The organism is Allomuricauda sp. R78024, from assembly GCF_044596045.1.
Classification (GTDB): Bacteria; Bacteroidota; Bacteroidia; order Flavobacteriales; family Flavobacteriaceae; genus Flagellimonas.
The window spans coordinates 2,241,239-2,260,850 of record NZ_CP138995.1 but is presented as its reverse complement, the minus strand read 5'-3'; the positions used below and the strand labels follow the sequence as shown (position 1 = coordinate 2,260,850).

Genomic DNA, 19,612 nt, shown 5'->3' with positions numbered 1-19,612 from the left:
ATGAATTTCTTATTTTTAGGATATATGAGTCAAAAACAAAAAGTAGTTGTTCTTACGGGTGCTGGCATGAGTGCAGAGAGCGGGTTAAAGACGTTTCGAGATTCCAATGGGCTGTGGGAAGGACATGATGTTATGGAAGTAGCCTCTCCACAAGGTTTTGAAAGAAATCCTGAGCTGGTGCTTGATTTTTACAATCAAAGACGTCGGCAACTTTTGGAAGTATTGCCAAACACAGGACATGAATCCTTGGTGACGCTGGAAAAAAATTATGATGTTAGTATAGTCACCCAAAATGTGGACAATCTACATGAACAAGCTGGAAGCTCCCACGTGGTTCACTTGCACGGGGAATTGTTTAAAGTGAGAAGCACTGCAAACGAAAATCATGTTCTTGATTGGAAAAAGGATTTGGTTTTGGGTGATTTGGATGAAAACGGATTTCAATTACGACCACACATTGTTTGGTTTGGAGAAATGGTTCCCATGCTAGAAACTGCAATCCATATTACCCAACAGGCAAGTATCCTAATTATTGTAGGAACTTCTATGCAAGTATACCCCGCTGCAAGTCTAATTAATTTTGTGGCTAGAGAAACACCCATTTACTTTGTTGATCCAAAGCCAAGTGTTGATCAATCAAGTTTTGAAAATCTAACCGTAATTTCCAAAACAGCAACGCAAGGTGTTCCCACTCTTGTTACTCAGCTACTGGATAAAGCGACCTAGTAGTTTTGGCCCAATCCATTAACAGTTTTTTCTGATCAGCGGTCAATTTGGCTTCTTTGTGGGTCCAGGTGTATTCATTCAAAGGCATCTCCCCTTCTTCTACCTCTTCTACCAACTCCTCTAATTTGTGGTCTTTTTTCTTAGCAGAATAATTTTTCCAATCAGAAAAATTTAAATGTTCTTTGCCTTCTTCAATATGATCGTCCAGCCAATAAGAAATCGGGGCAATATTATTGTACCAAGGATATACTGTATTGGCGCTATGGCAGTCGTAACAAGTGGTTTCCAAAATTTGTTGCACTGCGGGGCTTGGCTTGGTCTCTGCTTCAAAAGCAGCAACATAGTCTCCTTCTGCAATATTTTTTTCAGGTCTGTAAAACTGCATTGCAATAAGAATAATTAACAGAGCAGTTGCTATTTTTTTTGCTATTTTCATCGGCTAAGGTATTTCAGTAAAAATATGATTTTGTGACCAAACAACAATTACATACGGCATTAAATTCTGGTCGACTTTCAAAAGAAAAAATAAACATACTTGCAGCCCAATTGGTAACCCAACCTGAGCTGATAGAGCCGCTGTTGTCAGAAGTGTTTGAACAAGATAAATCAGATTCATTCAATGCCAGCTGGGTGTTTGACCATGTCATGCGAAAAAAATTAATTTATCTTTTACCTCACTTTGAAAAATTCACATTAGGGATACAACATCTTACCTCAGAATCCATTATTCGTCCAATGGCTCACACTTGCGAATTAAGCATGGAAGCTTATTTTAAAACCAAGGACAAGTCTTTCCATGAACATGTTACTTCCGAGCAATTGGAAAGAATTATGACCGTTTGTTTTGATTGGCTTATTGGTGAGCACAAAGTAGCGGCCAAGGTATTTGCCATGACCAGCTTGTATTACTTGGGGATGAAATTTGACTGGGTTCATCCTGAACTAAAACTAATATTGGAACAAACTGCTCATGAGGGCACTGCCGGATATAAATTTAGAGCTGGAAAAACCTTAGCAGATCTTAAGAAACTTGGTTTTTAAACTCCTTAACTAATAAGTATCTTTGCTGCTTTCCAAAAACCTGGTCAATGTCTTTAAACCAACTCAATGCCATTTCTCCAATTGATGGTAGATATCGCAATAAAACTGAAGCTTTAGGGAATTATTTTTCTGAAGAAGCACTTATAAAATACCGTGTACAGGTAGAAATTGAATATTTTATTGCGCTCTGCGAAATTCCATTGCCTCAACTAGCAGATTTTAATAGCGCCAAGTTTCCTGAATTACAGAAAATATATCTTGATTTTTCAACGGAGGATGCTCTAGCAATCAAAAAAATTGAAAAGACTACCAACCACGATGTAAAAGCCGTTGAGTATTTCATTAAACAAAAATTTGATGCTTTAGGTCTAGAAAAACATAAGGAGTTTATCCATTTTGGGTTAACATCCCAAGACATCAACAATACTGCTGTTCCACTTTCTATTAAAGCCGCCATGAATGATGTTTATGTCCCGCTATATTTTGAAGTATTTGAAAAGTTAAAAGCATTGGCTGCGGAATGGGCAAATATTCCAATGCTTGCCAGAACCCACGGGCAACCTGCATCCCCTACTCGACTGGGAAAAGAAATTGATGTCTTTGTAGAAAGATTAAAGGAGCAGTTTAACCTATTGAATGATATCCCAAGTGCTTCTAAATTTGGAGGTGCTACCGGAAATTATAATGCGCACAAAGTGGCTTATCCAACTATAGATTGGAAGGCTTTTGGCCAACAATTTGTTCAAGAAAAGTTAGGCTTGTACCATTCCTTTCCTACTACCCAGATTGAGCACTATGATCACATGGCCGCGCTGTTTGATTGTTTAAAGCGAATCAATACCATTCTTATTGATTTGAATAGAGACATGTGGACCTACATTTCCATGGATTACTTTAAGCAAAAAATTAAAAAAGGGGAAGTAGGCTCTTCTGCTATGCCCCATAAGGTGAATCCTATCGATTTTGAAAATTCTGAAGGAAATCTAGGGCTTGCCAACGCATTGTTTGAGCATTTATCTGCCAAACTTCCTATTTCTAGATTACAACGTGATTTAACTGACAGTACTGTGCTCAGAAATGTAGGTGTTCCCTTTGGACACACTCAGGTCGCTTTCCTATCAACACTTAAAGGTTTGAATAAATTAGTGTTGAACGTAGAGAAGTTTGAACAGGATTTAGAAAACAACTGGGCTGTAGTGGCTGAGGCCATACAAACTATTTTAAGAAGGGAAGGCTACCCCAACCCTTATGAGGCTCTAAAAGGCCTTACGCGTACCAATGAAAAAATCACACAGGTTTCCATTGCTAATTTTATTGATACTCTGGAAGTTTCGGACGCTATTAAAGATGAGCTCAAAAGAATAACCCCAGCAAATTATACTGGGGTTTAGTACGCATTTTTTACATTAAAGGAGGTGTGGATTTGGGAATGTCACTTATCGATAAGCTAAAAATCGTTTTAATGATTCTTTAGCAACTGATAAGTGAAGTTCGGGAATTTTATCGTAAAAATCTAGATGAAGTGGATGGATGACCCTTTTGGAAAAACGAATACGTTATTTAATTTTTGGCATCATAAAAAAAGCACCTTGAAGATGCTTTTTTTAGAGACGTCAGTTCGAGCTGTCATCTTGAGTGTAGTCGAAAGAGCAGTCGAGAACTAATTGTAAAAAAGACATCTCGACTGCGCTCGATAGGACATTAATTTTATTTAGGCATCCTTATGTATCTCAACAGAGTGTGGGTAAGGAATTTCAATTCCGGCTGTATCCAATGCTATTTTTGAGTTTTCATACGTAGCAAAATACACATCCCAATAATCTTCTGGTTTACAAAATGGACGTACCGCAAAATTTACCGAGCTATCTGCCAATTCCATAACGTTAACAGATGGCGCAGGATCTTGCAGCACTTGAGGGTTTGAGGTTAAAACATTCATTAATACCTCTTTTGTTTTTTTGATGTCCTCACCATAGCCAACACCAATTACGGTATCTACTCGGATCTTACCTTCTGCAGTATAGTTAATAATATTTCCATTGGCCATGGCACCGTTGGGCACAATGGCAAGTTTATTTTGTGGAGTGGTCAGTTTTGTAGTAAAGATTTCAATCTCTTTTACCACTCCTAAAACTCCCTGGGCTTCAATTAAGTCGCCAATACGGTATGGTTTAAAAATCATAAGCAAAACCCCACCTGCAAAATTGGATAGCGATCCTTGTAACGCTAGACCAATTGCCAAACCCGCAGCGGCAATTACTGCAGCAAAAGTGGTCACATCAACCCCAAGCCTTGAAATAACGATAATGATCAGGAATATTTTAAGGGCCCAAGAAACCAAATTCAACAAAAATCGTTGCAAGGATTCATCATACTTGCTTTTGGACATTACTTTACCCGTGGTACGAGTAATTTTTTTGATTATCCATGAGCCTATAATATAAATGAGAATTGCGGTAACTAATTTGGGGCCAAACTCTTTCGCTAATTCCAATCCGTAGTTCATCCACTCTTGTGCTTTTTCCATAGTTTTTTAATGATTTGTTAGTGTTCTTATGAGACACTAAGATAAAAATTAGGTCACAGAATCCCTTGTATCATAGTTTTTAAAGCATAAAAAATCCCGAACAACATAAGCTGTCCGGGATTTGTTTACTTGGATGGTTTGATTATTATCCTTTCAAAAATGCTCCGATTTCACCTAATCCCTCTCCATTATAATCTGATTTTTGGATTGCTTGCATGAGTTGCACAATATGTGCGGGGTTCATGTCCTTTCCTAAAACCCTAACTAATGCAAAGCCCTTATCCTTACTATCTCCAAAAATAATCACTTCATCTATAGCCGTTTCATCACCTAGGTACTTAATGACACCCTTTCCGTAGGAAGAGTTAATTTTCATTAGTTCGACAAACTCGTCATCTTTTAGAATCTCCTTTACTTTTGCCTTTTCTATTTTATATTCCGCTGCGTTGTCGGCATTCTTTTTAAACGCCAACAGATTAAATTTCCGAAGAGATTCTATAGCTTCAGACTGCGTCTCGGTTAAATCAACCCCATCCATTTTTAAGATACTCGCTGGAACATCTATGGTTATGAAATTTGGATTTTCCGAATTGTCCACATAATACTCTTGTAAACTTTGCTGCGATGAACAGGAAGCCAACAGTACTATCATGACCATTATACCTAATTTGATTGTATTTTTCATTGTTCTGTTTTTTGATTGATGTTATTCTTTATCCAAGTGCTCTAAACCTTTATGAAGCTTCATCTTTTTGGTCAACGAACCTACTTTGGTCAAGTCAATATCCCCTGTCATGGTCAGCAGAACGGTTTCAAACTTGTGATGTTTGCCCCCATGTCCTTTATCATCGATTCCGGTTACGAACATTAATAACTCTTCTACCCTATCCTCATTTTTCCCATTCTTGATATAAAACCTAAGATTGGTATCTCCGTCCTTTACTTTCATTAACTCTTCCAACTTCGAAGACCTTACATATTGCTTCATAGTCGTAGCCATGTCCGCTGCAGCTCCTTCATCTTCGGAAAGAAAAATCTTGATATTATTAATGCTTTTGGCCAACTCTACAAAATCCTTGGTGTCCTCATCCTTGTCATCAGCCATCATAACCGTTACCATCTTTAGCATGCCATTGTTAATGGTCACTGTTCCTATTCTATCCGAATCCTCGAACTTATCAAATATTGACTGCGAGATTCCCATATAGGGAAGTATTCCCATCAATAGTATTATAATTACTTTTTTCATTTTGATGTTTTTTGATTGATTTTGTACAGTTTTCAATTGACTAAAATTTGCATCCCGTCAATTGAAAACTGTTCATTATTTATTGTTTCTTACCTGCTTTGTTCAACTCCTTTGGTAAATTCATTTTGTTTGTCAATGAATTTATTTTGTTCAGATTAATATCACCTGTTAAAGAAAGTAGTACGGTTTCAAATTTTCTTCCATCGGCCTCTACTTCCTTCAAACCTGTAACAAACATTAACAATTCACTAACATGGTCTTCATCTTTACCTTGCTTAATGTAAAACTTCACATTGGCATCCTTATCTTTCACACGCATTAGCTCTTCCATCTTTGAAGATTTTAGATAGCTGTTCACTGAAGATTTCATATCATCTCCAATCTGCTTGTTATCCGTTGTAAAAACCTTTAAACTTTTAAGGCTGCTGGCCACATCCATAAAATCTTGGGCTTCTGCATCATCTACCTCAACATCTATCTTTGCCAATAGATTGAACATGCTTTTGTTTACCACAACGGAGGTTACATCATCCAAATCCTCAAATTTATCAAAGAGTGATTGCGAAAACCCCGTAAGCGGTAGTGCGGCTATTAATACTATTAAAATATTCCTTTTCATTATTTACGATTTAATTATTGTTATAAATTTTTTGTTTTGCGGTTTCAAACTCCTGCAAATAGGCTACTTTTTCTGTGCCTTTACCAAAATTTGTTGCTAAGAGCTCAAAAGCTTTTTTGGTTTCTTGATAGGCATACTCTGCCTGCTTTTTCTCTTGGTATTCATTACCAAAATAAATGCCAAAGGTAAAAACTGCTACGGCTGCTATGGAAATCCATTTATAATAGTTTTTTCTAGGTTTTAATGGAACCTGCTTTGTATACCGTTCTTCCTTGGCGTTGGAAAAGTAATTGAATATGGGTTTATATTGCTCTAGATGTGTTGCTACACTTTCTTGAGAAAAATAAGTTTGTAATTCTTTTTCTTCAGCTACCGTTGTGGTTGCCTCAAAATACTTTTCCAATAATTTTTCTATGTTATCCAATTCCATAGCTATGTTTTTTTATTAATTCTTGTCTTACTACTTTTCTTGCTCGTGACAGCGCCACGCGCACTGCTGTTGGTTTCATATCGAGCAACTCACAGATTTCTTCAAACTCGTATTGCTCAACATCTCTAAGCTGCAATACCATTTTTTGTTGCTCTGGCAGCTCATCCATAATTCTTTCCATCCATTTAACACTGTCTTCCGCCTCTAATTGACGCTGTAAAGAAGTGCTTTCATCGCTATAATTGCTATGCACCAACTTTAAATTATTGGCTTGCTTGGATTTTAATCTGTCCAAACAAAAGTTTTTGGTCATGGTCATGGCAAAGGCCTCTACATTCTTGTACTCTTCCATGGTTTCATTCTTTGACCATAGTTTTAGCAAAATTTCTTGAGTGGCATCTTCCGCTTCTTCCCGAGAAACCAACAACCGTTTAGCCAACCTGTATAGCTTGTCCTTAAAGGGCATCACTACATTTAAAAATTCGGCCTGTTTCATTTGGTTTTCTTAGTTGTTTGTAAGCTATTTATATTTGCCTACATAATCACGACGACGTATATCGAATTTTGTTACAAAAAATTTGCAGTCTCCTTATATGTATCTATTTTGTAGTCTAAATTTGTAAGAATTTAAAAATTTATACCACCAACCTACTATTCTTTCCTAATTATATGGAATGATAATTGATGATTCTTACGAAAAATTAGCTATGAAAAAATATTTGTTCCTTTTAGTTGGACTTGGGATTCTCCTAAACTCATGTAATAGTGATGATGATGCAAATGTACCAACAGATATTGTTGTGCAAAACTTTATGTGGCGTGCCATGAACCTATGGTACTTTTGGCAAGGTGAAGTTCCTAATTTAGCCGACAATAGATTTTCCTCTGATTCTGAATATACCGAGTTCTTGCAAGGAACTCCCGATCCTTTGGATTTTTACAATGGTATTCAGTTTACCGAAGATAGGTTTAGCTTTTCAAATGAAGACTATACTACCTTGGTCAACGGCCTTAATGGAATATCTAAAAGTAATGGTCTGGAGTTTGGATTGGTCAGCTTTGCTAGTGGAGATAATGTGTTTGGTTATGTTCGTTATATAATTCCCAATTCTGATGCAGCAACCAAAGACATACAACGCGGTGATATTTTTACTCGGGTCGATGGTCAACAATTAACTGCAGGTAATTTTCGGGATTTGTTATTTGGAGATAACGATACCTATTCTTTAGGATTAGCCACTATTAATGGCACTACAATTACGGATAATGATGAAGAAGTGTCTTTAACCAAACTTGAAGGGTTGACAGAAAACCCAATACTCGTTGCCAATACACTGGATATTGGTGGAGCGAAAATAGGGTACCTCATGTACAATGGTTTTACCCGTGGTTTTGATGAGCAGTTAAATGATGCCTTTGGTCAGTTTGCTGCTGATAATGTTACAGATTTAGTTTTGGATATGCGCTATAATCCTGGTGGATCAGTAAATTCCTCTCGCCTATTGGCAAGCATGATCTATGGAACAAATACCAATGACCTCTATATTAGACAACGATGGAACGCTAAAATACAATCTCAATTTAGCGCTGCCCAACTTGAAGATTACTTTGCTGCGACCACCAATGATGGAAGCCCTATAAATACGCTAAACTTAAACAGGGTTTATGTAATTGCGACCAATAGTTCGGCATCTGCAAGTGAATTGGTCATGAATGGCCTTGCACCCTACGTTCAAGTTATCCATATTGGAGAAACCACACGTGGTAAAAATGAGTTTTCCATCACCATGGTGGACGATCCGGATAACGATTACATCTATAGCGCTTCAAGAGAAAATTCTATAAATCCTGAGAACAGCTGGGCCATACAACCTTTGGTAGGCCGAAACGAGAATGCAGACGGATTCTTTGATTATACAGATGGTTTGGTTCCAAATATTGTATTAGAAGAAGATTTTGGCAACTTAGGAATTTTAGGCAACCCTGCTGAACCACTTTTGGCAAGAGCTCTACAAGAAATTACTGGCTTAATCAGCAAGGCAAGTTTTGAACCGCTAATGACAGGAAAAGTGCTTATGGGCACTGAAATGTTTAAACCGGGTAAAGACAATATGTTTTTGGATAAACCTATTAAATTAAATTCCAAATAAAAAAAGCGGCTCAATGAGCCGCTTTTTTTATACCTATTCATCAATTTTATTGTTGAATGACTTTCATAGTAAAAGGCTTATATTTTTCAGATAGCCTTTTTGGCACTTCAAGTACATTTGGATGAAAAAGGCCTGCTAACAATTCTATGCCATCAACCAAAGTATTGGCCGAGGATTGGGTAAACATATCAAAATCAGCAATAAAAACAGCATTGTCTTGAACGGCTTTTAAATTGCTCCAACCCTCTTTCTCGGTTAAAATATGTATCTCTTCCAAAGTACGGTCCACAGTAAAACCACACGGAGCAATAACCAATACCTCTGGGTCATACTTCACTATTTTATCCCAAAGTGTTACGATACTATCTCCAGAAGGGTTAGAAAGCATATCTATACCCCCAGCATATGCTATTTGATGGGGTATCCAATGACCACAGTTGAATATCGGGTCTAACCATTCCATCAGCATAATTCTTTTTGGCAATGCCTTAGCTTCTCGTAATTTATCTATTACAGCATCTATACGCTTATGCAGTCCATTCAAATAAGTGTACGCTACCTCTTCCTTGCCCATTGCTTTAGCAATTGTAATGGCAGATTGGAAAACATCTTCCAATGATTCAGGGCTAATGGAAATCAACTCTGGTTGTTTTTCCAGATTAGCTACCGCTGCAGCAGTACATTCAGTATCAATTTGGCAGATATCGCACATGTCTTGTGTAAAAATGATATCCGGAGAGATTTGTTCCAAAAGTGGTTCATCCACATAGTATAAATCTTTTCCTTGATGCTTGCTTGCAGAAAAAAGTGCATCTATTTCTTGGCTTGATAAGTTTTTCCCTTCCAAAATACAGCGTACAACTGGTTTTTTCTCCTTTAACGCCTGTTCTGGGCATTCAAAGGTGACACCATACAAATGCCCATCCAAACCCATATCATAAATCATTTGGGTAACCGCGGGCATAAAAGAACAAACCTTCAACATAATAACAAGTTAGCCAATTATAGTTGGAGGTTAAATCCTGCGCTTATATTTCTTCCTCTAGTCGTAAATCCTATCACTTCTGTAAATTCTTCATTTAATAAGTTATTCCCGTTTAGAAATATCTTCAGTTTGTTAGGCATCAACTCATGCTCTACATACAAATTCACCAATGAAAAAGCTTCCAATGCAACATCAGTAAAACTGCTAAAATCAGTATCAACCCTATCTCCTGTGTAAGCGTAATTGAGTGAGATATTTGTGGAACTGCAAACTTGATATCCTAAAGTAAGATTCACCTTATGTTTTGGAATACGAATAGCGTTATCTCCCTTGCGTTCCGTAAATGTATAATTAGCATCAACAGTAAATTCTTCAATTGGAGACCATGACGTTTCAACCTCAACGCCATTGGCGTCAATTTCATCAGCTATGTTGATACTGGTAAAGTTCTGATCAAAACCGATGGTATTTTTTTCATTTCGGTCAAAGTAAACGGCACTTACCCTAAGCTTGTCATTTACAAAATACTCAACCCCTCCTTCAATAGTTCTGTTTTCCTCTGGCTCCAGTTCTGGATTAGCACCAAAGTCTCCAAATAACTGAATCAAATTTGGTGTGATATACGATGTGGCATAAGAGCCTAAAACTTTTACATACCCATTGTCTGTGGAAAAAGCGTAAGACGGATTAAGATTGTATACAAAGTGGTTTCCATATTCCGAGTGAGTATTGAGCCTTACCCCGGTATTTAGGTTAAATCCAAAATCTGATACATATACCAAATTGGCATAAGGATCTAGAATGGTAAAATCTGCTTCACTGGTAAAAACAGCTTTATCCTTAATATAGTTTACACCCAATATGGTATGCCATTTTTCATCAAAAATGTATTTGTTATAGATATCGAAAACAAAATTCTCGCCATCAGAAATGCTCTCGCCAAAAGTGCTTTTAGAATCGGTTTCATAATCCGTATATGCTGTATTTACGTGAATCGACCCCTTTGTATATTTAAATGCTGTTGAAAGGCCCACTCTATCTTGACTTACTTTGGAACGATTGGGTGCCTCTGCTAAAGCTGCATCAAACTCATTATTGATTTTGGTTTGATTTCCATAAATAGACAGCTCAAAATTCTTGGAGAATTGATATCCCAATTTTACATCAGTACTAAAATGTGAAAAAGTGTCTTCTTCATTTTCTGGAGTTACCGCGGCAGAAAGACCACTGGAATAACGATTTGAAAAACCAACCCCATAAGAAAACTTGTTTAATGTTCCATTTACCGAAGCAGCATTGGAAAAACTCCCTAGGTTGTAATTTTGGTCTTCGGAAGTTTGATTTGTTCCAACAGTTGATTGGAAATTCCCGGTAATCTTCTCTTTAGCGTTTTTCTTTGTGGTAATGTTGATAACTGCAGTGGCTGCATTAGTTCCATACAAAGTACTCGAGGCACCTTTTATAATCTCAATAGATTCAATGTTCGCAGTGGAAAGTAGCCGTAAATCATATTCCTGAGAGAATGAAGATGGGTCGGAAACACGTACACCATCTACAATAACCAAAGCTTGTCTACCTCTACCACCTCTAGCAAAAACGCCAAAGACCGAACCGTCCCTACCCCTACTTCCAGCAATTTCAATTCCGCTTTTGGTATTGATAAGTTCCGCAACGGTTTTACCTTGATTTCGCTCTAGTTCTTCCGCAGAAATCTTAATAACCGTCTTACCGGAATTTTCTCGCTTTAATTCAAAACGAGAATCACTTACAACAACTTCCTGTAATTGTTGAATTTGAATAGCATCTTGCTGTACATCTTGTGCAGAAAGACCTTTGCCTGCTAAAATAGCAGCACATAACCATAAATGACTTTTTTTCATTTCGTTTACTTCAATAAACGGGAGAATAGTATGTCTGTACCCATACGTAAACCTTTTACCCGAAAGTTTAACATGTTTTTGTTTGAATTGGGCAGGTCTCCTGACTTGCGTCTTGCCTACTACCTTCCCGCTCTTAAATGCAGTGGTCTTGAAGTTGTGGCAAGCACCTACTACGATTGATGTTAAAAATCAATATCGTTTCGGCATAGCTTACAGTTGCGGGAACAGTTCCGGATTCTCACCGGATTCCCTTTTAATCATACAAAGAAAAGCTCCTTGTATGAACCAAAATTCGGCACGAATGTAATCATTCTGTTTAATCTTTTTTTGTAAAAGTTAAATAATCTTACATTTGGGGCTATGTCAAAAAAACTGCTTTCAGCACTTCTTTTTATTACTTCAACCATCTTTTTTCTTTCTAATTGTGCAGAAAAAAGGAAGCCTCTTCCTGTTGAACAAATCCAAACAAAAGTCAAAATTGAGCATGCTACTGGTTTTACCGTAGAGGATAACGGTAGCTTTACGGTGATTGAAGTAAAATCTGCTTGGCCCGGTTCCGAAACCACTTTTAAATATGCATTGATTCCCAAAGAAAAATTGGCTTCAATAACACTTCCTCGCGATGCATATGATGCTATAGTTGCTATCCCCGTAGAAAGAATGGTAGTGACCTCAACAACCCATATTCCTTCTTTAGAGGCCTTGGGAGTATTAGGCTCTGTTGTAGGGTTTCCCAATATGGACCTAATTTCATCGCCCGTGGCTAGAAAACGAATTGATTCTGGATTGATCAAAGAATTAGGAACGAATGAAAACATCAATACTGAAATTGCCTTGGAATTGAACCCAGAAGTTGTTGTAGGCTTTGGAATAAATGGGGTGAATAGAGCATATAAAACACTAAAACAATCCAACATCCCTGTTGTTTATAATGGTGATTGGACCGAGTCGACTCCTTTAGGAAAAGCGGAATGGATTAAGTTCTTTGCTCCCTTCTTTCAAAAAAAAGCAGTTGCAGATAGCATTTTTAAAGGGATTGAAAAATCGTATAACAAAACCAAACTTTTAGCTAAAAAAGCGACACAAAAACCAACCGTTTTAACCGGTGGGCTGTACAAAGATGTGTGGTACGTATCAGGTGGGGAAAGTTGGATGGGGCAATTTTTAAAAGATGCCAACGCCAAATTCCTTTGGGCTGATACTGAAGTAAAAGGAAGTGTTGGATTAAGTTTAGAAGCTGTTTTAGAAAAAGGTCAACAGGCTGAATTTTGGTTTAACCCGTCTTTGCATACGTCATATACAGAATTGGAAGAGGTCAATGCACATTACAAACAATTTGAAGCATTTTCAAATAAAAGAGTTTTCTCAAATGCTATAAATAAAGGAGCTACGGGTGGACTTCTTTTTTATGAGCTGGCCCCTCAACGTCCAGATTTGGTGCTCAAAGATTTAATATCGATTCTGCACCCAGAACTTCTTCCTGATCATAAACCTCTTTTTTATATGCCTTTGAACTAAATGCAGCAGGCCAAATCATATCGTATTTCTTTTGTGCTGATTCTTTTAGCATTGTTTTTTGCATGGATACTAAATGTCAGTTCAGGTTCTGTAACAATTCCTTTTAAAGCCATACTATCCTCATTATTTGGAGGGGAAGTTAAAATTGATTCATGGAATTATATCATCTGGAATTATCGTATTCCCAAGGCATTTACAGCTATTTTGGTGGGTGGAGGTCTCTCTATAAGTGGCTTATTGATGCAGACGCTCTTTCGCAACCCTTTGGCAGGTCCTTTTGTTCTGGGCATTAGTTCTGGAGCAAGTCTAGGAGCTGCACTACTTTTAATGGGGGCATCGTTCATTACTGGTCTTACTTCTTTTGTGTTTTTGAGTGATGTTTCATTGGCAATTGCGGCAAGCATAGGAAGTTTCCTTGTACTTTTTGTAGTAATGCTAGTGGCAAATCGCATAAAAGATACCATGGCACTACTGATCATTGGTTTAATGTTTGGTAGCATTACAGCTGCCATTGTTAGTGTATTGGCATACTTTTCAACCGCAGAAAACTTACAGCGCTATATTTTTTGGTCTTATGGTAGTGTGGGCAATCTGTCGTCACAACAAGTCATCCTTCTTAGCGGAATTGTTGGTGTAGGACTGCTATTGAGCATTCTTTCGATTAAAAGGCTAAACGCTTTTTTATTAGGTGAAAACTATGCGCAAAGCCTTGGTGTTTCTTTAAAAAAATCAAGATTGGTCATTATCATTGCCACTGGATTGTTGGCAGGAGGTATTACTGCATTTGCTGGACCCATTGCCTTTGTAGGCTTAGCAGTACCTCACCTGACCAGACAAATATTTGATACCATGGAACACCGAGTTTTAATTCCATCAGTATTTCTTTATGGGGCTATTTTAATGTTATTGTGTGATACCATTGCCCAATTGCCCAATTCCGCCAATGTACTGCCGATAAATGCAATAACTTCGCTTGTTGGAGCACCCGTGGTCATCTGGTTGTTGGTACGAAAACGTAAAATGCTATTTTAATGTCCAACCCAAAAACCCATACCATATCGATTAATAATTTAGCAATTGGCTACACATCCAAAACCGTTGCCAAAAACATCAATTTTTCTTGTGATTCAGGTGAATTATGTGCCATTATTGGTGTAAACGGAGTAGGGAAATCAACACTGCTACGTACCCTTGGAAACCTTCAGCCAGAATTATCAGGATCTATTACAATTAAAGGTGAAAATCTAGCGAATTACTCATCGCCAAAATTGGCTCAAGAACTCAGCGTAGTATTAACGGAGCAACCTTCATCCAAAAATCTTACAGTTGAAGAGTTGATTGCACTTGGAAGACAACCTTATACCAATTGGATTGGGACACTATCTCAATCCGATAAAACGTATATTAAAGATAGTCTTGATGCTTTTTTATTGAATGATCTGAGGCACAACAAATGTCACGAGCTTAGCGATGGTCAACTACAGCGTGTATTGATTGCACGTGCTATGGCTCAGGACACACCTCTAATTTTATTGGACGAGCCCACTACCCATCTAGATTTATATCACAAAGTGCAAATTCTAAAATTGCTACAACAATTAGCACACAATAAGCAAAAGACCATACTTTTTACCACCCATGAAATTGATTTGGCCATTCAATTATGCGATAAGATTTTAATATTGGATGGAGCCGAGAATCCATTTGGGCAACCATGCGAGTTAATTGAGCAAAAACATTTTGAACGCCTATTTCCTTCAGAAATGGTTCAATTTGATGCAAAAACAGGCTCTTTTAAGGTAAACAAATAGGCTTTTAGCATTCAAAAATGTCATCCAGAGCCTGTCGAAGGAAACATAGGAATCCTTTATCTTTATCCGAAGAAATAAATTTTATGAGTAGTGCCTTGATTTATCTAATTGTTGGAGTATTGGCCATAGCCATTGGCTTGTTTCTGGGCATGTACATTCAAAAGCTAAAAACAAAATCCAATGAAAGTGTTTGGAACGAGCGTGAGCAACAATTCAACAGCGCTATCAATACTTTAAATGATAAGCTATTGTCTGGTGATGCTGAGAAAAAACAACTTCAATCTGAAAAAGAACAACAAGGAAACCAAATTGTTCGCTATCAGGCTGATTTAGAAAACTTACACCGCATCAATACGGAACAAAAAGAAGAAGTAGAAAAGCTACAAGAAAAATTTGCTAAAGATTTTGAAATTCTTGCTTCTAAGATTTTAGAAGAAAAGAGTGCGAAATTCACAAAGAGTAATAAAGAAAGTATTGAAAATATTTTAACTCCACTTCAAGAAAAAATACAATTGTTTGAGAAAAAAGTGGAGGCCTCCCAAAAAGAAAACATAAGTATTCATTCTGCTTTAAAAGAACAGTTGCTCAACCTTCAAAATCAGAATCTTAAAATCACCCAAGAGGCTGAAAACTTGACCAAGGCATTAAAAGGTGATAGCAAAATGCAAGGAAACTGGGGAGAATTGGTCTTAGAGCGTGTTCTGGAAAAATCAGGATTAGAAAAAGATCGTGAGTACAGCGTGCAACAAAGCTTTACCCTTGAAGATGGAAGTCGTGTTTTACCCGATGTTATCATCCATCTCCCTGATGGTAAAAAGATGGTGGTGGATTCCAAGGTTTCATTGACCGATTATGAGCGATACATCAATGCCGATGATGAATTGAAAGAAAGGCATCTAAAGGATCATATTAATTCCCTTAGAAAACACGTAGAGCAACTATCTTCTAAAAAGTACGAGGATTTGTATGAGATGGAAAGTCCAGATTTTGTCTTGCTTTTTGTTCCCATAGAACCTGCATTTGCGGTTGCAATAAACCATGACAACTCACTGTACAACAAGGCATTTGAGCAAAATATTGTTATCGTCACCCCATCCACCCTATTAGCTACGCTACGCACCATTGACACCATGTGGAACAACGAGAAACAGCAGAAAAATGCTATTGAAATTGCTCGCCAGGCCGGCGCACTTTATGATAAATTTGAGGGCTTTGTAACCGATTTAACTCGAGTAGGCAAAAAAATGGATGAGGCAAAAACTGAATACCGTGGTGCAATGAACAAATTGGTCGATGGACGCGGAAATATTGTTACCAGTATTGAAAAACTTAAAAAAATGGGGGCCAAAGCCAAAAAGTCAATTCCAGAACCTATTTTAAAACGCGCCGAAGAAGATGACTATGAAGAACCTAAACTTGAGCTATAACACATGAGGAAGATTTTATTTATTAGCATTTCTGTCATTCTATTCGGGATTGCTGCCTATTTTGCCTTCATTTATTATGTTCCTTTTAGTGAAGGATATCGCTCTGGCGAATTAATAAAATTCAGTAGAAAAGGGGTGTTGGTAAAAACTTGGGAAGGACAAATAAGTCAAGGGGTATCAGGAACCAATATTTTTTCCTTTTCAGTTGAGGACAGCAAAGAAGAAGTCATTGAAAAAATGAAGGAATACCAAGGACGATATGTAAAAGTGACTTACAAGGAAAGGTATTCCACCTTTTTCTGGTTAGGCGATACCAAATATTTTATCACCGAAATACAACCTGAAGCATCTCCACATTTTAAAAATTAAAATGAAAAAGTTCAAAACCGCAAAAGAATCAAAACTTTCAATAACTGAACTTATGCTTCCCTCCCATTCCAACTTTGGTGGCAAAGTTCATGGAGGGCATATTTTAAACTTAATGGACCAAATTGCTTTTGCTTGTGCCTCAAAGCATTCGCAAGCCTATTGCGTAACGGCTTCTGTGAACCGGGTGGATTTTTTAAATCCAATTGAAGTTGGGGAATTGGTCACTTTAAAAGCTTCCATTAATTACACGGGGAAAACTTCTATGGTTGTGGGTGTGCGGGTAGTGTCCGAAAATATTACCACAGGTAAAACCAAACATTGTAATTCTTCCTATTTTACTATGGTTGCCAAGGATAATGTTGGAAAAAATATTGTTATTCCAGGTTTAATATTAGAGGATAAACAAGGTATACGTCGTTTTGCACGAAGTTTAGAACGTAAAGCTTCAGCTAGTTCAAGAGATAGCAAATATGAATCCGCCAACTTTAATGTAAACGAGTACTTGGAGCTTCTAAAGGGGCAAAATGTTAAACTAGATTTGGATTAATTAAGTCCAGAAGCGGCATCCTTATCCATAAACCAAATCAGGTTTCCAGAATCTGGATTCACCAAAGAAGCAGGATAAACTTCATACCCATCTATTTTTTCAATAATAACTTCAACTTTTTCTGCTTTTCCAGTTCCAGTAACCAAAAAGGCTACTTCTCGAGCACTATTGATGATTTTACCTGTAATACTAACCCTTCGCTGCCCTGAATCTGGATGAATGGCCACTTCACAGTTTTTGTCGGAGTTCCACAACTCAATTTCATGGGGAAAAATTGAAGCCGTATGTCCATCATCCCCCATTCCTAAAATGACCAAATCAAATTGAGGCGTTTCATTTTGAGAAGGCAACCGGTCTTCCAATAACGCTCCATATCGTTTTGCTTCTTCTTGAGGATTATTTTCCCCTAAAATTCTATGGATGTTTGTTTCAGGAATTTCAATCTTCGAAAAAAGATGTTCCAACGTCATTTTATAATTGCTTTCATCATCTGTTGGTGGCACGCACCGCTCATCTCCCCAATAAAAATGAATCTTACTCCAATCAATTTTAGATGAAAATTCATCAGCCAGAACATCAAAAACAACTTTTGGTGTGCTTCCGCCAGAAAGTGCAACATGAAAAACTGACTTTCCATCTACCAATTCAGCAAAATATGCTGAAAACTGTTGAGCTACCTCGTTCTTATCGTTGTATATTTTTAATTCCATAAATTAATTTCTTAAGCTTCTGTAGTTCTTCACGCTCCTTCGACAGGCTCAGGATGACAGCTCGAACTAACTGACTACTGACTACTGACTAACAAATCACACAATACCCTGGGTCATCCGCTAAATTTGAACCAGGGTTTCGCCAAAAACCTAAATCGTCTATCAATTCATCAGCATTTTCAGGGCCCCAAACTCCAGCGGCATAACCATACATTCTAACATCTTTTCCATTTTTCCAGTAGTTTAAAATAGGATCTACAAACTCCCAAGCAGCTTCTACCTCGTCTGCTCTGGCATACAATGTGGCGTCACCTTGCATGGCATCCAATAAAAGTCGTTCATAGGCTTCCATCACATAGGTTTGCGCCAAACTGGAATAGTAGAAATCCAAGTTGGCTCTCTCTACTTTAAAGCCTTGCCCAGGTACTTTCACTCCAAATTTAATCAACACTCCTTCATCGGGTTGAATACGAATAATGAGTTTGTTATCTTTATTGTTAACCCCTGAATCCTTGAAAATTTGATGATGTGGTGATTTAAAATGAATAATCACCTCAGTTACCTTGGTAGGCATACGTTTTGCGGTTCGCACATAAAAAGGGACGCCTTCCCATCTCCAATTATCCACAAAAAATTTGATAGCAGCATAGGTTTCCGTAGTAGAATTTGGGTCAACCCCATCCTCTTCTCGATAGCCCTTCACCTTTTCTCCATTAATCTCTGAAGCTACGTATTGCGCGCGAATGGTATTATCAAAAAAGGTCTTTTCATCCTTCATGATTCTAAGGGACTTCAATGCCTTTACCTTTTCGTTCCTAATTTCCTCTGGTTGGTCACCAATAGGTGGCTCCATTACCACTAAAGAAACTATTTGCATCAAATGGTTTTGGAACATATCGCGTAGCGCACCAGATTTATCATAATAGCCTCCTCTTTTTTCAACCCCTACACTCTCTGCATTGGTAATCTCTACGTGGTGGATATAGTTTCTATTCCAAAGTGGCTCAAAAATACTATTGGAAAATCGTGTTACCAGAAGGTTTTGTACTGTTTCCTTTCCCAAATAATGGTCAATTCTGTAAATCTGCGGTTCTTTAAAATATTGTTGAAGGCCAGTATTCAGTTTTTTCGCAGTTTCCAAACTGTATCCAAAAGGTTTTTCCACAATCAGCCTTTTCCATCCTTTTTCTTGACTACTTAGACCTACATCTGCCAAATTCTTGGCAATTGGCTCGTATAGGCTTGGTGGTGTAGATAGATAAAACATATAATTGTTTTTCGTACCATGTGCTTCATTCAATGTAGCTATTCGTTCAGCAAAATTTGTGTATTCCGTGGTATAATCACTGCCTAAATCTTCATAAAAAAGGCTATTGGCAAATCCTTTTATGTAATTTTCTTTAAGGTCTTCAATCTTTGCTTTTAGGTACGGGCTTTTGTAAACCACTTTGTCACGAAATTCCTCATCCGTTAGGTTGCTTCTACTTGCTCCCAAAACCACAAAATTCTTGGGTAATTGCTTGGCAACATACAAATTGAATAATGCAGGGATGAGTTTTCTTGCAGTTAAATCTCCCGAAGCACCAAAAATAACGAGCATTTGGTTATTGGTCTTTTTCATAA

Annotated in this window: 21 protein-coding genes and 1 riboswitch; of the genes, 10 read left to right on the top strand and 11 right to left on the bottom strand. The window is 37.5% G+C overall.

The annotated features are described in order from the left end of the window. Entirely contained in the window at nucleotides 1-726 is a 726-nt protein-coding gene (locus tag SJY44_RS10095; RefSeq protein WP_396589621.1) for an SIR2 family NAD-dependent protein deacylase, read from the top strand. On the opposite strand, the gene SJY44_RS10090 is transcribed toward SJY44_RS10095, so the two are convergent. After that, complete coding sequence (locus SJY44_RS10090; RefSeq protein WP_298925447.1) at nucleotides 698-1,162, bottom strand: heme-binding domain-containing protein; 465 nt, start codon at nucleotides 1,160-1,162, stop codon at nucleotides 698-700. The two genes, SJY44_RS10095 and SJY44_RS10090, sit on opposite strands and share 29 nt — an antisense overlap. A gap of 32 nt (nucleotides 1,163-1,194) precedes the next feature. Between SJY44_RS10090 and SJY44_RS10085 the strand changes: the two genes are divergently transcribed. Beyond that, nucleotides 1,195-1,767, top strand: a complete 573-nt coding sequence (locus tag SJY44_RS10085) for an adenylosuccinate lyase (protein ID WP_396589620.1) — start codon at nucleotides 1,195-1,197, stop codon at nucleotides 1,765-1,767. Between the two features lie 47 nt (nucleotides 1,768-1,814). Further along, a complete protein-coding gene (purB, locus tag SJY44_RS10080) occupies nucleotides 1,815-3,158 on the top strand; it encodes an adenylosuccinate lyase (RefSeq protein ID WP_396589619.1) in 1,344 nt (447 codons plus the stop codon). Nucleotides 3,159-3,478: 320 nt separating this feature from the next. On the opposite strand, the gene SJY44_RS10075 is transcribed toward purB, so the two are convergent. From SJY44_RS10075 to SJY44_RS10050, 6 genes are all read right to left on the bottom strand, one after another. Further along, nucleotides 3,479-4,294: a mechanosensitive ion channel domain-containing protein gene (locus SJY44_RS10075; RefSeq protein WP_299167242.1), complete on the bottom strand. Its 816-nt coding sequence runs from the start codon at nucleotides 4,292-4,294 to the stop codon at nucleotides 3,479-3,481. Between the two features lie 145 nt (nucleotides 4,295-4,439). After that, on the bottom strand, nucleotides 4,440-4,979 hold the full coding sequence (locus tag SJY44_RS10070; protein ID WP_396589618.1) for a DUF4252 domain-containing protein: 540 nt from the start codon (nucleotides 4,977-4,979) through the stop codon (nucleotides 4,440-4,442). 21 nt (nucleotides 4,980-5,000) lie between these two features. Beyond that, nucleotides 5,001-5,543 carry a DUF4252 domain-containing protein gene (locus SJY44_RS10065; protein WP_396589617.1) on the bottom strand — a complete coding sequence of 181 codons (543 nt, stop codon included), beginning with the start codon at nucleotides 5,541-5,543 and terminating at the stop codon, nucleotides 5,001-5,003. Between the two features lie 79 nt (nucleotides 5,544-5,622). Further along, complete coding sequence (locus tag SJY44_RS10060; RefSeq protein ID WP_298925436.1) at nucleotides 5,623-6,162, bottom strand: DUF4252 domain-containing protein; 540 nt, start codon at nucleotides 6,160-6,162, stop codon at nucleotides 5,623-5,625. A gap of 10 nt (nucleotides 6,163-6,172) precedes the next feature. Continuing rightward, nucleotides 6,173-6,592, bottom strand: coding sequence for a hypothetical protein (locus tag SJY44_RS10055; RefSeq protein WP_396589616.1), 420 nt, complete (start codon nucleotides 6,590-6,592; stop codon nucleotides 6,173-6,175). Beyond that, on the bottom strand, nucleotides 6,579-7,088 hold the full coding sequence (locus tag SJY44_RS10050; RefSeq protein WP_396589615.1) for an RNA polymerase sigma factor: 510 nt from the start codon (nucleotides 7,086-7,088) through the stop codon (nucleotides 6,579-6,581). Before SJY44_RS10050 ends, SJY44_RS10055 begins: the two co-directional genes overlap by 14 nt. A 211-nt stretch (nucleotides 7,089-7,299) precedes the next feature. Between SJY44_RS10050 and SJY44_RS10045 the strand changes: the two genes are divergently transcribed. Further along, nucleotides 7,300-8,742 (top strand): S41 family peptidase, encoded by a 1,443-nt coding sequence (locus tag SJY44_RS10045; RefSeq protein ID WP_298925430.1) that lies wholly within the window; start codon nucleotides 7,300-7,302, stop codon nucleotides 8,740-8,742. 46 nt (nucleotides 8,743-8,788) lie between these two features. Here the strand turns inward: SJY44_RS10045 and SJY44_RS10040 are convergent, their stop codons facing one another. Then, nucleotides 8,789-9,727 carry an ABC transporter substrate-binding protein gene (locus SJY44_RS10040; RefSeq protein ID WP_396589614.1) on the bottom strand — a complete coding sequence of 313 codons (939 nt, stop codon included), beginning with the start codon at nucleotides 9,725-9,727 and terminating at the stop codon, nucleotides 8,789-8,791. Between the two features lie 17 nt (nucleotides 9,728-9,744). After that, a complete protein-coding gene (locus tag SJY44_RS10035) occupies nucleotides 9,745-11,607 on the bottom strand; it encodes a TonB-dependent receptor plug domain-containing protein (RefSeq protein WP_396589613.1) in 1,863 nt (620 codons plus the stop codon). A 72-nt stretch (nucleotides 11,608-11,679) separates the two neighbouring features. After that, nucleotides 11,680-11,912, bottom strand: a riboswitch (cobalamin riboswitch). Nucleotides 11,913-11,967: 55 nt separating this feature from the next. Between SJY44_RS10035 and SJY44_RS10030 the strand changes: the two genes are divergently transcribed. From SJY44_RS10030 to SJY44_RS10005, 6 genes are all read left to right on the top strand, one after another. Continuing rightward, complete coding sequence (locus SJY44_RS10030; protein WP_396589612.1) at nucleotides 11,968-13,125, top strand: ABC transporter substrate-binding protein; 1,158 nt, start codon at nucleotides 11,968-11,970, stop codon at nucleotides 13,123-13,125. Further along, nucleotides 13,126-14,157 carry a FecCD family ABC transporter permease gene (locus SJY44_RS10025; RefSeq protein WP_396589611.1) on the top strand — a complete coding sequence of 344 codons (1,032 nt, stop codon included), beginning with the start codon at nucleotides 13,126-13,128 and terminating at the stop codon, nucleotides 14,155-14,157. Continuing rightward, the gene (locus SJY44_RS10020) at nucleotides 14,157-14,936 is read left to right on the top strand and encodes an ABC transporter ATP-binding protein (protein ID WP_396589610.1); all 780 of its coding nucleotides are present in this window, start codon (nucleotides 14,157-14,159) and stop codon (nucleotides 14,934-14,936) included. The genes SJY44_RS10025 and SJY44_RS10020 overlap by 1 nt, the downstream gene beginning before the upstream one ends. Nucleotides 14,937-15,019: 83 nt before the next feature. Beyond that, a complete protein-coding gene (gene rmuC, locus SJY44_RS10015) occupies nucleotides 15,020-16,363 on the top strand; it encodes a DNA recombination protein RmuC (protein WP_396589609.1) in 1,344 nt (447 codons plus the stop codon). A 3-nt stretch (nucleotides 16,364-16,366) separates the two neighbouring features. After that, nucleotides 16,367-16,732 (top strand): 6-phosphogluconate dehydrogenase, encoded by a 366-nt coding sequence (locus SJY44_RS10010; RefSeq protein ID WP_298925417.1) that lies wholly within the window; start codon nucleotides 16,367-16,369, stop codon nucleotides 16,730-16,732. A 1-nt stretch (nucleotide 16,733) separates the two neighbouring features. Next, nucleotides 16,734-17,279 carry an acyl-CoA thioesterase gene (locus SJY44_RS10005; protein ID WP_396589608.1) on the top strand — a complete coding sequence of 182 codons (546 nt, stop codon included), beginning with the start codon at nucleotides 16,734-16,736 and terminating at the stop codon, nucleotides 17,277-17,279. Here SJY44_RS10005 and pgl read toward each other — a convergent pair. Together pgl and zwf are read right to left on the bottom strand one after the other, a co-directional pair. Beyond that, nucleotides 17,276-17,989: a 6-phosphogluconolactonase gene (pgl, locus tag SJY44_RS10000; RefSeq protein WP_396589607.1), complete on the bottom strand. Its 714-nt coding sequence runs from the start codon at nucleotides 17,987-17,989 to the stop codon at nucleotides 17,276-17,278. The genes SJY44_RS10005 and pgl overlap by 4 nt on opposite strands. 88 nt (nucleotides 17,990-18,077) lie before the next feature. Continuing rightward, the gene (gene zwf, locus SJY44_RS09995) at nucleotides 18,078-19,610 is read right to left on the bottom strand and encodes a glucose-6-phosphate dehydrogenase (RefSeq protein ID WP_396589606.1); all 1,533 of its coding nucleotides are present in this window, start codon (nucleotides 19,608-19,610) and stop codon (nucleotides 18,078-18,080) included. Nucleotides 19,611-19,612: the final 2 nt, after the last annotated feature.

Excerpts from the sequence above, each read along its gene's own strand:
- SJY44_RS10020 (WP_396589610.1), top strand. The coding sequence starts at position 14,157 with ATGTCCAACCCAAAAACCCATACCATATCGATTAATAATTTAGCAATT.
- SJY44_RS10055 (WP_396589616.1), bottom strand. The coding sequence starts at position 6,592 with ATGGAATTGGATAACATAGAAAAATTATTGGAAAAGTATTTTGAGGCA.
- SJY44_RS10010 (WP_298925417.1), top strand. The coding sequence starts at position 16,367 with ATGAGGAAGATTTTATTTATTAGCATTTCTGTCATTCTATTCGGGATT.
- pgl (WP_396589607.1), bottom strand. The coding sequence starts at position 17,989 with ATGGAATTAAAAATATACAACGATAAGAACGAGGTAGCTCAACAGTTT.
- SJY44_RS10025 (WP_396589611.1), top strand. The coding sequence starts at position 13,126 with ATGCAGCAGGCCAAATCATATCGTATTTCTTTTGTGCTGATTCTTTTA.
- SJY44_RS10060 (WP_298925436.1), bottom strand. The coding sequence starts at position 6,162 with ATGAAAAGGAATATTTTAATAGTATTAATAGCCGCACTACCGCTTACG.
- SJY44_RS10090 (WP_298925447.1), bottom strand. The coding sequence starts at position 1,162 with ATGAAAATAGCAAAAAAAATAGCAACTGCTCTGTTAATTATTCTTATT.
- SJY44_RS10095 (WP_396589621.1), top strand. The coding sequence starts at position 1 with ATGAATTTCTTATTTTTAGGATATATGAGTCAAAAACAAAAAGTAGTT.
- SJY44_RS10075 (WP_299167242.1), bottom strand. The coding sequence starts at position 4,294 with ATGGAAAAAGCACAAGAGTGGATGAACTACGGATTGGAATTAGCGAAA.
- SJY44_RS10040 (WP_396589614.1), bottom strand. The coding sequence starts at position 9,727 with ATGTTGAAGGTTTGTTCTTTTATGCCCGCGGTTACCCAAATGATTTAT.
- SJY44_RS10070 (WP_396589618.1), bottom strand. The coding sequence starts at position 4,979 with ATGAAAAATACAATCAAATTAGGTATAATGGTCATGATAGTACTGTTG.
- SJY44_RS10030 (WP_396589612.1), top strand. The coding sequence starts at position 11,968 with ATGTCAAAAAAACTGCTTTCAGCACTTCTTTTTATTACTTCAACCATC.
- zwf (WP_396589606.1), bottom strand. The coding sequence starts at position 19,610 with ATGAAAAAGACCAATAACCAAATGCTCGTTATTTTTGGTGCTTCGGGA.
- SJY44_RS10050 (WP_396589615.1), bottom strand. The coding sequence starts at position 7,088 with ATGAAACAGGCCGAATTTTTAAATGTAGTGATGCCCTTTAAGGACAAG.
- SJY44_RS10065 (WP_396589617.1), bottom strand. The coding sequence starts at position 5,543 with ATGAAAAAAGTAATTATAATACTATTGATGGGAATACTTCCCTATATG.
- SJY44_RS10005 (WP_396589608.1), top strand. The coding sequence starts at position 16,734 with ATGAAAAAGTTCAAAACCGCAAAAGAATCAAAACTTTCAATAACTGAA.
- SJY44_RS10045 (WP_298925430.1), top strand. The coding sequence starts at position 7,300 with ATGAAAAAATATTTGTTCCTTTTAGTTGGACTTGGGATTCTCCTAAAC.
- rmuC (WP_396589609.1), top strand. The coding sequence starts at position 15,020 with ATGAGTAGTGCCTTGATTTATCTAATTGTTGGAGTATTGGCCATAGCC.
- purB (WP_396589619.1), top strand. The coding sequence starts at position 1,815 with ATGTCTTTAAACCAACTCAATGCCATTTCTCCAATTGATGGTAGATAT.
- SJY44_RS10035 (WP_396589613.1), bottom strand. The coding sequence starts at position 11,607 with ATGAAAAAAAGTCATTTATGGTTATGTGCTGCTATTTTAGCAGGCAAA.